Below are 14,374 nucleotides of genomic sequence, written 5' to 3' on the forward strand. Positions count from 1 at the left end.
TCCGCTGTTTGCCTTGGCTGATTGGCCAATCTGACAATTCGTGCCGGGTCAGCGAACAGGTGATTGCTCATGGAGAACTGCGTAGGGCACGGTCATTTTGTCTCACACCATCTTGATCGAATTGACAATCTGTGTGCGGGCCGGCCGCATCCAGCAAGTCTGGTCTCTCCCTTGGCGTTTGCACCGCAAGCGGCTAGACGGGACCAATGACCGCCGTCTTTGACCCAAGCCCTACGCCTCCGGCGGAAATTCTGGCTGTGCTGTCGCTGCTCTGCCCGGAGGTCGTGCGCGACATCGAGCAGAACTGGAATGCACCGGTTTCCGACTACGCCCGCCATCTGTGGCGGCCGGTGGCAAGGCCTGCATCGGACCCGGCGATCGCTGCCCGCTCGATCCTACGCGAGGTCCTGCATCAGCGCCTCGGTAGGATTATGCAGCCTGAGGAGATCGGCAAAGCCCTCGACGAGTTCGAGCACAGACCGGTGATTCAGTCCGGCCTGCACTGCCTGCTTCTGATGGACCGGGTCACCTTCGATGCCCTCCTGCTTGCCTGGCTCGGCGCGGTCGAAAACGGGCTGTCGGCCTTCGTCGGCTTCATGGGAACGACAATGACCATGGAGACAGTTGGCCGGGAGGGGCCCGGATGGCTCGATGTCGGCGACGACAAGGTCAACCTGTTTGGCATGGGCCGCCACAAACTGTGCCGCAAAAGCGCCTGCGTGGCCGGTCCCGTCTCCCTCAACAAGCGCGCACTCGAAGCGGTGGGCGACGAAACGGATGCCAGCCGCTGGCTGGGCACCCTGCTTGCCAGCCAGGACAAGGTGTTTGGAACCGCCGCCGATGCGCTGACAGCCCTCAACGAGGATCTGGTCGCCAATTGGGATCGTGCCGGCATGGCCCTGCCGGTTTTCATCGATGATCGGCTCGCCGCGGCTGCCATGGCGCGGCATCTAGAATATGACGGCAGCCTTCTTTCCAGGCTGCTCACTGAGCCCGCAAGGCGCCAGCGTCTCGAACATGCCTTGCAAGAGGCCGCATCGAGCCCATTTGGCAGATTTCTGCCCAATGCCACGGACTATTTCTGGGGCATCCGCGAGGAGCGCGTGCGCAAGCTCGTTCTTGAGAACGGGCACCTGATCGAGCCCGACAGGCCGCAAGGTCTTTCCATCCCATTCGAGCGGCCGCATCTCAGGCAGGCACTGCTGGACGGCGTGCTGCTGCCGAACTTGTTCCTGACGTTCCTCGTCCTTGCCATATTGCCGCGCGTGCGAGTCGTGGGGGGCCTGAGGCAGATTGGCTATGTAGCGCTTTTCCACTCGGTCCTTTTGGCCGCGCTGGACGAAAACGCGCCGGAAGAGCGCGATCTGGCCGCGGAGCTGCAGGTTCGGGAAAATGCCTGGGGAATGCGGGTCATCGATGAAAAGATCTCGGTCCGCGAGCAGCTTGCCGGCCTGCCGGAAGGGGCGCTCTTCCCGGACCTGCTCCGGCAATACCGTTTGCGGACATTTGCCGAGACGACCGACGACCTGAAACTGGTTCGCGAAAACGCCCGATGGCGCAAGATCGGCCGGGCAGAGATCAAGGCGACCTGAGCCTTACTTCAAGCCTTATTTCAGGTTGATTTTCTGGTGCGCAACCGCAAGCGACGGCGATTTATCGGTGAGCCTCTGGCGTCTGGTCCGGCCGCTTCCTTGACGCTGATGCCTTTTGGGATTTCGACGACCGCTTCCGCCTCGACAATCATAAGGCTTGCCTGGGAGCTGTCTGCAGTTCGGGCCCGACCTGACATGGCCTCACCTGTCATTGCACGACACCGGCCTTGCTGAACTCGTCCACCACGAGTTCGAAATCGGCAACGACGGCTCTATCACCCTTTCGGACGTACGACACTGTCACGCCGAGCGCCCGCTCTGGGTCAAACTTTGCCGTTTAAGGCGGCGCCCGGAACGGGCAACTCGCGCCATATCCGGACCTTCAGTGATGCCGTGAATGTTGAGTCTCGGCTCCGATGCGGACGTTCCGCCCGAGTTCGAAGACTGCCCGCGACCGTTCTACGGCCTCCGCATCGGTAGCGCCAATGAGCGGCGTCCCACATCCCACTCCTTGCGTCCATTGGGAGGGTCATTGTGGACCAAGCCCTACTACCCGGGCTTGTGACAAAGCCGATCCAGCGCGTCTCGAAGTGCAGTGGCGGCATCGCCACGCTCGTCAGGGGACATCAGCTCCGGTTCAAGTTCCAGCCTGAAGTGCGGCAGCTCGGTTCGAACGGCACGACGAGCGGCCGCCAGATTGGCCTTTAGATCGATGACGCGGTAGGTGGCGACGGGATAGGCGATCCCCTTGACCTGGACGTGCCCCAGCTCCTCACAGTCAATTGAGTCCTTCACTTGCGCAAACGTCTCGTAGGAAATGAGGATGGCCCCCGGCGGCGCCTCCTGCTCCAGGCGCGAGGCGAGATTCACGGCGCCGCCGATTATCGTGTAGTCCATCCTGTCCTCGCTGCCGAAGTTACCGACGGTGCAGTAGTCGGTATGGATGCCGATGCGACAGCGCAGCGGTGTTTCGATCCCTATGTCCCGCCAGACTTCGGCAAGCTCACTAATCCGCTTTTGCATTGCAAGTGCCATCTGCGCGCAAGCCAGCGCGTCCTCCTTGACGCCGCGAGTCTCGGGATCGCCGAAAAACATCAGGATCGCGTCGCCGACATATTTGTCGATCGTCGCGCCGTGATCCGAAGCAATTTTCGACATTTCCGTCAGATAGTGATTGAGGAGTTGGGTGAGATCCTCGGATTCCATTTTGTCAGTGGTCTCGGTAAAGCCGGCGATATCGGAGAAGCATATTGTCAGTTTCTTCCGCTGGCTGGCGATCCTGACCTCCTGGCGGCCGGTGAATATCGAACGATACACTTGGGGCGCCAGATATTTCGCCAGCTTGCTGGAAAGCGCCTCCAGAACCACGGATTTCTCGGCGAGGTTCTCCTCCCTTTGCTTCAGCTCAGTGATGTCCGAATAGACGGCGACCGTGCCGCCGGCGCTGATCCGCCGCTCGCTGATCATGACCCACCGCCCGTCGCCTCGCCGCTGCACCCAAGGTTCGCCAGGCTTGCGGTGCCGCGAGAGGCGCTCGGCGACCCACTCCTCGACCCGCCCCTCGGCGTCCTTGATGTAGCCGCGCTCAGCGGATCGGCGAATGATTTGCTCGAATGTCGTGCCGGGCGTCAGTTCGGTCTCCAGACCGGTGTAGAGCAATTCGCGGTAGCGGCTGTTGCTGAGGACGAGCCGGTCCTCCCCGTCGTACAGAGCGAATCCTTCGGAGATGCTTTCGATGGCGTCGATGAGCCGCTGACGAGCTTCCGCAACGTCGCGCAGGTTCTTTTCCTCGACCTCGACAGCAGTATCCCGGAAGAGTCTCAGCGCTTCGGCCATGCGCCCGATTTCGTCGCTGCCCGCGGCTGGCAGCGGCGCACGAAGGTTGCCCCCCGCAATCGCAAGCATGCCCTGGCTCACGGCCCCCAGTCGGGCGAGGAGGCTGCGGTCGACATAGAGCCAGACAACCAGAACCGAACTCAGGAGGCTGAGGAAGGCGGAGCCGAGCACAACCGCGGTGCCGTAGCGCTGGACGAGTGCAGCTTCGCGACCGGACGCAGCGATCTCCTGGTCTGCCGTGGCGACCAGGCGATCGACGCCAGCGGTGAGATTGCGCGACAGTCGATTGTTCTCGGCCAGAAGCCTTTCACCCTGTGCCAGGACAGCAAACTCGTCCTCCCGCGCCTTGGGGATGCTGTCCTCGCCGTCGGTCAAACCCTTGAATTCGTCGACACGCTGCCGGAAGCGGGTCCGCAGCTTTTCGTCGATCTCCGTGGAAACCTTTTCAAGAGCAGTGAGCGAACGGCGTAGCGGAAAAAGGATCAACGCCAGGTCGCCCGGCGTCGGCGCGTTCGCGACCTTCACCAGCGCGTCGTTGACCGCCGAGATCTCCAGCTGCGCCTTCTGCTGGGGGATGTAGGCCGCAATCGCCTGGACCAGGTCGGCCATCGCCGCTGCGCGTCGATCGGGCGACAGCGACGTGTCGGCCGCGACCGCCCGCCATTGCGGGAGCCTGGAATCCATCACTAGGATGCCGGTGGCGACAAGGCGCTGGCTTCCGGTCGTCGTCGCGGCGAGGCGGTTCAGGAGCGCCTCCTTGCGGGTGACCACGTCGAGCCGGGCGACAACAAGAGAGTCGAGCTCCTTCAGGTTGCGCCTCAGAACAATCGCCGCTTCCTCGATCTCGGCCAGAGGCACTGTGCCCAACGTGGTGCCCCGGAGGTCCGTGCGCAGGGCCTCGAGGCGGGACATCTCGAGCGCGACGGCAGCCGAGACCTCGCTGTGCTGAGCCCTGCTTGTCGCTGCCAGCACCGATGGCGCGGCAGCAGCGACCCGTTCGGCCTGGCGCGACAGCTGGAGGGAGGCGAGCGCCGAGGGCACTCGATCCGTGGTAATTCGGTCGACGACGTCGCCAACCTGGAGGAAGGCAAAAAGCGCCGCAGCGGTTGCCAGCACCGCAAGGGCGCTGATCCCGAAAAAGGCGAGCAACAGCCGGCCGCGTATGCCGAGGCGTTCAAGCATCTCGGCGAGTCGGAACAGTCGGGCCACACTGGTCTGCATCAGACTAGACGTCCCAGCCGGCACGCCGGCGATCAACGAACCCTATTCAACCGGCACGTACTCTCCGCCGCGCCAGACGTACCAAACCCAGCTCTGCTTCGTGAGGTCGCCCTTGTCGTCGAAATCGACCCGGCCGATGACGGTGTCGAATTCCCGTTCGTGCAGTGCCGCAATGACGGCCTTCGGCTCCAGCGAACCTGCCTTCGAGACTGCCTGGGCCCAGACCTGGACCGCGCAGTAGCTCAACAGCGTGTAGCCCGCGGGTTCGAAGTTCTCCGCACGGAACTGCTCAACGACCGCGGCCGCTTCGGGGCCTCGCCTGGGGTCCGCCGGGAACGTGAAGAGGGTCCCCTCCGCCGCCGGGCCGGCGATCAGGGCAAATTCCTCGGTCGCCAAAGCATCTCCGGATATGAGCTGAACCGTGTAGCCACTGTCGTGTGCAGCGCGAGCAATCAGCGCAACCTCGGCATGATACCCACCCACATATAAGGCGGAGACGCCGGCGGTCTGCAATGCAGCGACCTCGGCCGAATAGTCGTCCTTCCCGGGAATGTATGCGTCGTAAACGGCCTCAGTCACGCCCCGCTTGTTCAGCTGCTTCCTGGTCTCGTCGGCGAGACCCTTCCCATAGGTCGAGTTGTCGTGGAGGATCGCAATCTTCTTGTTGCCCCAGCGATCGGCAAGGTAGTTGCCGGCGATGAAACCTTGCGCGTCGTCGCGGCCAATGGTGCGAAACACATTGGCACGGCCCTGTTCGGTCAGCTGCGGATTGGTCGAGCCTGGGGATATCTCAACGACGCCCGCCTCCTCGTACACTTTTGATGCGGGGATCGAGGCCCCGGAACAATAATGCCCGACGACGAGCACGACCCCGTCAGCCACCAGCTTCTTGGCGGCCGCTACAGCTTGCTCGGGATCGCAGAAGTCGTCGACCGAGATGAGCCTCACCTTTTGGCCGAGCACGCCGCCCGCCGTGTTGACGTCGGCCACCGCCATCTCCGCGCCGCGCTGTCCCTGCTCGCCGATCCAGGCGAGCCGTCCCGTCATCGCAGCCGAGACGCCGATCAGCACCTCCGCCCGCGCGGAGCTGAACGCGGCCGCGAGAACTAAGATCGCTATGGCGATGATGCGGTGCATGTGCGCACCCCTTTAGCTGTAGCTTACGCCAATCCCGCCAGAGCCGACAGCCCCTTCGGCAAGCGCGACTATCTCGGCGGCGTTCGCGGATCCGACAACTATTGCGCCTTCAACAATGCCTGCCCGCAGCGCTCTGCCACAGGATCCGCACGATCGCTCGATGCCCATTTGCGCTGCCGCTTGCCCGTCGACGGCTATCGGTGCATCCTTGTGAATAGCCTGGCCGTGAAGTGCGGGCGAGATCACGCCGTCACGGCCTCTAGTGAGGTCTTGTTCGATGGACTGCTCGGGCTGCGGTTTCGAGGTTGAGGGCGGTTACGCCTTCTGTCCGAGGTGTGGCAGGCGCCAGCCCGTGCCATGCGGCAGTTGCGGCTACCCCTGCGAACCTGATTTCGAGTTCTGTCCGAAATGTGGGGCGAGCGTCGGTGCGCCCGCAAAAGCCGTCGAACGGCCTGCTCCGACACCAAGCCGGACCATTGTGCCGCCTTCTCGAACTCCGTCGCTGCTTCCGAACATCGAAAGCGAAGAAGGGCTGCATCCCGTCTCTGACGCCGATCGCCGGACGGTAACGGTGCTGTTCGCCGACCTTTGCGGCTTCACGACACTCAGCGAGCAGCTCGACCCCGAGGTCATGCAAGCGCTGCAGAACGAACTATTCAAGGAATTGACGTCGGCCGTGCGAAACTTTGGTGGTTTCGTCGACAAATTCATCGGCGATGCGCTGCTGGCTTTGTTCGGTGCGCCGGTCGCGCATGAGGACGATCCGGAACGTGCACTTCGCGCCGCTCTCGACATGATCGCCCGGACGGCGCGGCTCGGCGAAAGCACCTCCCACTCCGGCTCGCCTCTGTTACTCCACATCGGCATAAACACTGGTCCGGTCGTTACTGGCGGATTGGGCATCGGCACCGCCAAATCCTATTCGGTGACCGGCGACACAGTGAATACGGCGCAACGCCTGCAATCGCTGGCCGCACCGGGTGAGGTGCTGGTAGGCGAGCTCACTCACAGGCTGACCCGGCATGCCTTCTCTTACGAGTCGATGGGTGATGTCGTGCTTCGCGGCAAGGCTGGCAGTGTGCTCGTCCATCGACTGGACGCACCGCTAGCGGTGCCGCGTGCAGCGCGTGGGCTCGAGGCGCTCGGCCTCAGTGCCCCGCTAATAGGTCGTGGTGCGGAGCTCAATAGAATGCTGGCGAGCCTTGACCAGGCGTGCGGCGGCTCGGCCCAACTTGTCCGCCTCGTCGGAGAAGCCGGCATCGGGAAATCGCGGCTGGTGAAGGAGTTCGTCGCCCGCGTCGGCGACGAGGATCGTTTTCGCAACGTCGCCGTGCGGCAGGCCACGTGCTCACCGCTGGGCGAACAATCTTTCGGCGCCTTGGGCGCAGTGGTGCGCAGCGCTGCCGGTATGATGCAAAACGACAATAGGAACGAAATGCGGGGGAAGCTCGCAGGCTTGCTTACCGATCTCGGCCTGCAGGGCGAGGAGGCGATGCGGCTGATGCCTTTGCTCTACCATGTGCTTGGCCTTGGCGACCCCGATGCCACCTTGCAGCATGTCGAACCCGAGCAGCTGCGGCGGCAAATTCTCTACGCAGTCCGCACAATCATCGAACGGCGGCTTGCGTTGTCGCCGCTGTTGATTGTCGTCGAAGACCTGCACTGGGCCGACGCCGTGTCGCTTGAGGCACTACGTTTCGTGATGGACAGGTTGGAACGTACGCGGTTGATGTTGCTGGTCACGCATCGTCCGGCGCCGGACAACGACCAGCTCGACTCAAGTCGGGTCAGTCACACAGCGCTCAGGCTTCCGCCGCTCAACAGAGATGACGGACGCAGCCTGCTGGCAGCGCTTTTCGGCGAGAGCTGGGTAAACTCCGCAGGAGGGCTTCTCGACCAGATCCTCGAGCGCGCGGGCGGCAACCCCCTTTTTGTAGAGGAGATCGTTCGCGGCCTTATCGATCGCGGTGTACTGATGCGAGAGGGCCAGCGATGGCGGGCTGTGGCAGGCGAAGTCGCAACCGGCATCCCCGCCACTATCCAGGCAATGTTGCTTGCCCGCGTCGACCGGCTGCCCCAAGAGGTGCGCCGGTTGGCCCAGGAGGCCGCGGTAATCGGCCCGCGCTTCGATGCCACACTTCTGAAAACCGTGACAGCCGACCCCGCCCGGCTAGAAGCCGGCTGCGAACTGCTTTGCGATGCGGAAATCATCGAGGAAGTTGCCGGATCAGGCTCGGTCTCGTCGCAAAGCTACCGCTTTACGCAAACATTGCTGCAGGACGTGATCTACCAGAATCTGCTCCTGCAACGCCGGACCGACATCCACGGGCGGGTCGGAGCTGCCTTGGAGCAACTGTGCGGCGACAAGCCGGAACGGCTCGAGGATTTGACCGTGCTCGGTCATCATTTTGCACAGAGCGCCGAGCGGGAGAAGGGCGCGCACTACCTGGAGGCGGCGGGCGATCGCGCTCGTATGATATACGCCAACGACGACGCCCTTCGTTTCTACGAGCGAGCACTGACTGCATTGGACGCGATCGGGCAAACACCGCTCAAACTGGCAATTGCGGAGCGCATTGCCGATTTGAGCGGCCCGGCAGGCCGCCGCGAGATCGCGCACCACCACTACGAGACGGTGTTGCAGGCATACCGCGAGTCGGCCAATCGCGTCGCCTCGGCGCGAGTTTTGCGTAAGATCGGTCGGCTGCTCTGGGACGTCGGCAAGCGGGACAAGGCAGAACTCCGCTATGCTGAGGCGGCAGCGCTCCTCGATGGAGCGGATGCCCCGATCGAGCAGGCGCATCTGTGGCAAGAACGTGGCCGGCAGGCGTTCCGTAGCGGAGATCACGCTCTCGCGGCAAAATGGGCAGACGCGGCGCTGGATTGCGTACGCACTCTGACAACGGAGCATGTCTCCGAGGTAGGGCGTGATGCCACTCTTGTGACCGCCGAGGCACTCAATACCAAGGCTGTCGCGCTGGCTCGCCTTGGGCGAAACCGTGAGGCCGTGCGTCAGGTTGAGCGCAGCATTGAATTGGCTGAAGCCGCCGGTCTGCTGGGCGCGGCCTGCCGCGGCTACACCAATCTCGGCGTGCTTTACACGACCATCGATCCGGCACAGGCGATGGAGGTCTGTCGGCGCGGTCTTGAAGTGGCGCGCCGTATTGGTGATTTGGGTTTCCAGGCGCGCCTTCTCGCCAATCTGGCTGTCGCTTGTTGTACTTTCACGGATCGCTGTCCAACGGAGGGCGTGCCTGCTGCCGAGAAGGCCATCGAGATCGACCGGGCGCTCGACCAACGCGAGCACCTGCCGGTGCCGTTGATCGTGCTTGGACAGATCCACCAGTGCAACGGCCGTCCGGACCTGGCGGTTGGGTTGTTTCACGAAGCACTGGACGTAGCCCGCGAAACGGGCGAACCCCAACTGCTGTTTCCGTGCTATGATGGTCTTGCAACGCTTAATCTCGACCTCGACAATCTGGTCGAGGCCGAACGCTACTTTTCCCTGGCGCAGGGTATATGCGCCCAGCACGGGCTCGACCCGGAAGCGCTTGTGGTGCTGCCTTTTCTCGACTAGCCGGGGTTGGAGGTTGGAAATGTCCGCGCGTAGTGACTTGGTGCCGCTTCAACCGGGCGACCGTGCGCCGAACTTGGTACTCGACGCCATTACCCAGGAAGGCAAGATCGCGCTTGACGACTTTCGCGGCCAAAAACCGGTGCTGGTCGGCCTGTTTCGAGGTCTGCATTGTGCGTTTTGCCGGCGCTATATCGCCGCCCAGGCGCGGCTTGATCCGGAGCTGCGCGAAAAGGGCGTGGAGAGCCTGACGGTGGTCAACACGCCGATCGAACGGGCACGTCTCTATTTCCGCTACCATCCGATGCCGAATCTGCTTGCGGCCTCCGACCCTGAACGTGCTTCGCATCGTGCCTTTGGGCTGCCGAATCTCGAATTCACCCAAAACGAGACGAACTGGCCGTACAAGGTCTCGATGGCAGCGGCAAAGGATATGCGGGTCGACATACCCGGCGAGTTGCCCGGTCCTATGGATCCTTTGGTGGCCAGCGAATTCCTCAACAAGAAGGACCATTACGAAGTGACCGAAGCCGACGAGCAGATGATGGCAACAGGACACGGACAACTGGTCGGTCAATTCCTATTGGACCGGCAGGGGATCGTCCGCTGGAGCTTCACGGAGGTTCCAGAGGGTGGGCGATACATGTTTGGGAAGCCAAGCCCGCAGGAGCTGATGTCAGCCGTGTCCCAAGTCGCCCAATAGATTTGCGAACGAGGTAAACGGGCGGGACACTGACCAAAAGCGGAACTAATTTGTTACAAGTCTAGACACCGACAAGTTCACCGTTCATGCGAGCACGGCCTCGACTTTGGCAACAAAGTCATCGAGCGAGCGATCCCCGCGAATCTCGATGCGCGGAAGGTCGATGGGATCGCAATCGAGGTCCGCCGGCCCGTGTCTGCCGCCGAAGCCGATTCGATAGCCGCACTCCTTGGCCAGCCTGCCAAGCCGTCGGTCGGTAACAGAGAAGGGTGCCGCGAACGCCGTGGTTGGCCGACCGGTCCACCGTTCGATGAACATACGAGAGCGCAGGAGCTCGGCGGCCAAGTCAGAGCTCGACAGACCATCGATCGCGCGATGCGTCGCCAGATGGCTTCCGAAGAACGCACCTTCGCCGGCGAGGCGTCGCACCGTCCCGGCGTCCATAAGCTGCGTCGGCGGGCCGCTGTAGGCGTCCCACTGTGCACTTTCACCCACCCAGTCCGTCACCAGGAACATTTCCGCGGTCAGATCGTTCGCGCGCAAGGTCGGCCAGGCATAGTCGGCAAAGTTCTGGAAGCCGTCATCGAACGTGATGAGCACTGGGCGGCCAACGAAAGGCTGACGGTTGGCGATGAACCACTCCAGCTGCTCGGACCTAATCGCGTGAAAGCCATTGGCGCGCAGCCATGCCATTTGGCTGGCGAATGCGGCGGGCGTGAGCCGAAAACGGGCGAGCGCGGCCGGACCTTCATCGGAGACGCTGTGATACATGAGGACAGGGATACGCTGTCGCCGCTCGCTACGTGCGACGTCGCGGCGCAAGGCCCGCGCCCCGCCCCAGACGATATTTCGCGCGACCCCGATTTCGACGGGTGCGCGGATTGGCACATGATCTATCATCGGTTCCGTCGCCACGTCGCCTGGTGACAGGCGGCGGAAGCGGTCTATGCGGTAGAGCTCGGTCTGGATCGATTGCTCGAGGACGAGGCCGTCGGTCGCTGCCAGCGTCTCTGAGATCGCTTGTGCACCGAATGTGTTCCAGTCGAAGCCCGTCCTTTCAACATTGTCACGTAGCACGAATGCGTGTGCGCTGATGAAACTGCCGCCAGGCGCCAACGCCCCAGCGAGTTTTTTGGCGATGCGCCGCAACTCGGCGAGATCATCCAGGTAGTAGAGCACTTCCGAACAGACGATCAGATCCATCTCGCCCGGCAGCATGTCCGCAGAAAAATCCAGTACGCCGAACTCAACATTCGGCTGATCGCTGCATCGCGCGCCCGCCCGCCCGACGGCTACGGCGGAGATGTCAGTTGCGGTCAAATGGCCCACGCGCGGCGCCAGCTGCCGCGTGAAGTGGCCCTCCGCGCAGGCCAGCTCAAGCGCCCGTCCGATGGGAACGGCAGGCAGAATTTCGAGCTGCCGCTCATATTTTTCCTGCTCATAAGGCGAACCGTAGTTCCAGGGATCCTCGGTCGCGAAATGGCGATTCCAGAAAGACGTGCGATCATTGTCGTGCCCATCCGCGGCCCGTGCACGGCACGGCGCTGCAAAAGGCTCTTTAGTTTCGGCGCTCGACCGAACCAGCGCCTGCGCTTCCGCGGCCAATCCCGCGAGTTTGCCGAAGTGGCTGTCCCGATCAGACCGGCGTCCCGCCATGGACAACAATGCCTCGGCTGCAAACATGTTTGACTTGTCGGCACCGGCGCCCTTTTGCGGTGCATGTACAGGCGATCGCCTCGCAAGCCGCGCGGCACTGTGCATAAGCCGCTCAGGGGGCACGAAATTCAGGATCAATTCAATCCAATGACGCCTTGTCACTTTCCCGAGTACGCCGAACTGCACGAGAGCCTCGATCTGGCCATCCATCATCAGATAGGCATAGATTTGATCGATTCCTTCCGGCACTTCGATGGAGGTCGGATTTCGCGCGTCGACACGAATTCCAAGTGTCCGCGCGAGCCTGCGCGGCGCGGCAAGATCGTCGACGTCGAGAAGCATTTGCTCAAGGTGATACTGGACGCGGCGAGCCGCGACGGGATTGTCCCAGACCTTGCCGAGTTCGATGATCAACTCGGTGAGGGAGCCGCCGAACCTGTCCCACCTGGCAGCCAATTGCGCTGGCACCGACAGGCTTCCTGCCATAAGGCCATCGATGGCCACCTTGGCGATCTCACGCGCCCATTTACGTCCTGGCGGGAGCGCGCGCAGGGACTGCGGGTTGATCGAGCGCGAGCCGCAGCCGCAATCCGATGCGGCGTTCCACAACGCGAACCACGCGAGTGCTTCTGAAGCGGTGCCGCCGTTCGCCTCGATCGCTCCATTGGCGTGAGCCGATGCCGGGTGTTTGACCCTGGGATCGGCTGAAAAGCCTCGAGCGATCACGATTTCGGCATCTGCCAGCATCTGCGTCGAATTGCGGCTGAGCGCGTTGGGGCTGGTCCGATAGAAAGCGAGCGGCTCGTCGACCACCACCCATTTTTTGTCCAGACGTGCGAGGCGCTGCCACAGGTCCCAGTCCTCGCAGGTGCGCAGCGACATATCGAAACCGCCCAACTCAATAATTGTCTCCCGGTCGACCAGCTGACCGTGAATGGCGATGGCACACCGGCGGGCGAATGTCTCGAAGGGCTGGATCGCGACATCCGTTGGGATGCTCGCCGGGGTGAGTTCGCCGTCGGGCATCACGCGCCGGGAACCGCAATAGGCGGCCACTGCATCGGGAGCGGATTTCAGTGCGGCCAGCATTTTCGCAAGGAAGCTGGCATCCACCCAATCGTCCGCATCCAGAAACATGAGCCAGCGGCCGCGCGCTGTCGAAATCCCGTTATTGCGCGCGCCGGCGGCGCTATACGCGCAAGACCTCAACGCCCGAAATCGGGCATCGTGCTCTACATAACCGGCGATGATCGCGGGGGTGCCGTCCGTGGAGGCGTCATCGACGATGATCGCCTCCCAATCCACTATTTCCTGATCGAGAAGGCAATCGAGTGCGCGCGCCAGCGTTACCTCCGCGTTGTGCGCAGGAACCACGATTGAAACCAAGGGATCATGCGCCACGCCGTCTTACCCGCGCCCGGTTCGAAGGTAGAACAAGATGCGTTGATCTTTCTCGGCGTAGGCCGTCACAATCGACGCCGATCAGTCTGTCAACCCATCGTCCACCACGACTATATCCAGTATCTGGTAGGTCTGCCGGCGGATGCCGGCAAGCGTTGCGCCGACGGTTTGCTCGGCATTGAACATCGGTACCACACCGCCTTGCGGTAGCATTGTCCTGGATCATCGAGCTTTCGTCTTCTTCGGCAAGAGTCGGCAAATGTCAAAACCGGATGACGGCATCGGCTGGCAGCACTGCCCTGTCAAGATAAGGGCGAATTAGAGGCGGGCAAAAAAGACTTGAAGACAGGCCGAATGGCAAGCGCGCATGCCCGACGGCTTGGAGCTGAGGTCGATGCGCATGTCGAAATCTACCCGAATGGGGACGTACGAACTGACTTAAGCCGAGAAGATTCCGGCTTGCGGGTCGGCAATTTTGCTGGCAAGTTTATCAGTTGCTAAATTAGCGCTGTGAAAATGTTCAAAAGGAGGGGCATGGGATGGCCAAGGAATCTTCGAGTACCGCTTCTTCGGCAAATAAAGCGGACGCAAATCTGATAAGTAATGCAGAAGGAAGCGGGCTGACCTTCATGGCGGGCCAGGCTCGCGAGAGCGGGGCCCCCGGCGACGCTGTAGGTGTCGACAAGATACGTGATCTGCTGTTCGGCAACCAGATGCAGGACTATGACCGCCGCTTTTCCAAGCTTGAAGAACGGGTCTTGCAGCGCTTCAAGGATGTCGAATCCGAGGCCAAGCGCAATCTTGAAATGTACGAGTCAAATGCAAAGAAGCAGGTCGACTCGCTTGCGGCGCAATTGCGGAATGAAAAAGACGCGCGAGCCGACGCCGACAAGGAGATTGATCGGAATCTTCGGGAGCAAAATCAGGCGCTCGAAAAGCAGGTGCGCGCGTTGTCGGATCAGTTGAGCGAGCTTGAGCGGGAAGTTGCGGACCGGATAAATCGAAACGATCATTTGCTGCGTGAGGAAATCAAGCAAAAGAATGAAAGCATTCAGATGCTGATGGAGAAAATGTTTTCCGATCTTGGCAATGTCAAGACCGACCGAAATCTTTTGGCTGGCCTGTTTGTCGAGGTTGCAAAATGTCTAAATCAGGATCCCGCAGGCAGCAAGAACAACTCGGAGCGTACGTGGAAAGTGAGTTGATCGGAACTTGACGTCGACTGTCGACCCAATCAGCCTTCCTCAACGAGCA

General features: G+C 61.9%; 8 protein-coding genes. 4 read left to right on the top strand and 4 right to left on the bottom strand.

The features are described 5' to 3' along the window. Positions 1–206 precede the first annotated feature (206 nt). The gene (locus tag RQ479_RS16640; RefSeq protein WP_376701870.1) at positions 207–1,592 is read left to right on the top strand and encodes a hypothetical protein; all 1,386 of its coding nucleotides are present in this window, start codon (positions 207–209) and stop codon (positions 1,590–1,592) included. Positions 1,593–2,141: 549 nt separating this feature from the next. Here RQ479_RS16640 and RQ479_RS16645 read toward each other — a convergent pair. Beyond that, positions 2,142–4,610 (bottom strand): adenylate/guanylate cyclase domain-containing protein, encoded by a 2,469-nt coding sequence (locus RQ479_RS16645; RefSeq protein WP_376705960.1) that lies wholly within the window; start codon positions 4,608–4,610, stop codon positions 2,142–2,144. A gap of 81 nt (positions 4,611–4,691) precedes the next feature. Further along, complete coding sequence (locus tag RQ479_RS16650; RefSeq protein ID WP_376701871.1) at positions 4,692–5,786, bottom strand: branched-chain amino acid ABC transporter substrate-binding protein; 1,095 nt, start codon at positions 5,784–5,786, stop codon at positions 4,692–4,694. A gap of 277 nt (positions 5,787–6,063) precedes the next feature. Here RQ479_RS16650 and RQ479_RS16655 point away from each other — a divergent pair, with 277 nt between their 5' ends. Together RQ479_RS16655 and RQ479_RS16660 are read left to right on the top strand one after the other, a co-directional pair. Continuing rightward, complete coding sequence (locus RQ479_RS16655; protein ID WP_376701873.1) at positions 6,064–9,363, top strand: adenylate/guanylate cyclase domain-containing protein; 3,300 nt, start codon at positions 6,064–6,066, stop codon at positions 9,361–9,363. Positions 9,364–9,382: 19 nt separating this feature from the next. After that, a complete protein-coding gene (locus RQ479_RS16660) occupies positions 9,383–10,063 on the top strand; it encodes a peroxiredoxin-like family protein (protein WP_292654305.1) in 681 nt (226 codons plus the stop codon). Positions 10,064–10,147: 84 nt separating this feature from the next. On the opposite strand, the gene RQ479_RS16665 is transcribed toward RQ479_RS16660, so the two are convergent. Further along, positions 10,148–13,120: a glycosyltransferase gene (locus RQ479_RS16665; protein ID WP_376701874.1), complete on the bottom strand. Its 2,973-nt coding sequence runs from the start codon at positions 13,118–13,120 to the stop codon at positions 10,148–10,150. A gap of 81 nt (positions 13,121–13,201) precedes the next feature. Then, entirely contained in the window at positions 13,202–13,333 is a 132-nt protein-coding gene (locus RQ479_RS16670; RefSeq protein ID WP_376701875.1) for a glycosyltransferase family A protein, read from the bottom strand. 326 nt (positions 13,334–13,659) lie between these two features. Between RQ479_RS16670 and RQ479_RS16675 the strand changes: the two genes are divergently transcribed. Further along, on the top strand, positions 13,660–14,325 hold the full coding sequence (locus RQ479_RS16675; protein ID WP_292654294.1) for a hypothetical protein: 666 nt from the start codon (positions 13,660–13,662) through the stop codon (positions 14,323–14,325). The last annotated feature ends 49 nt before the right edge of the window (positions 14,326–14,374 follow it).

The organism is Mesorhizobium sp. ISC25, from assembly GCF_042295465.1.
GTDB lineage: Bacteria > Pseudomonadota > Alphaproteobacteria > Rhizobiales > Rhizobiaceae > Mesorhizobium.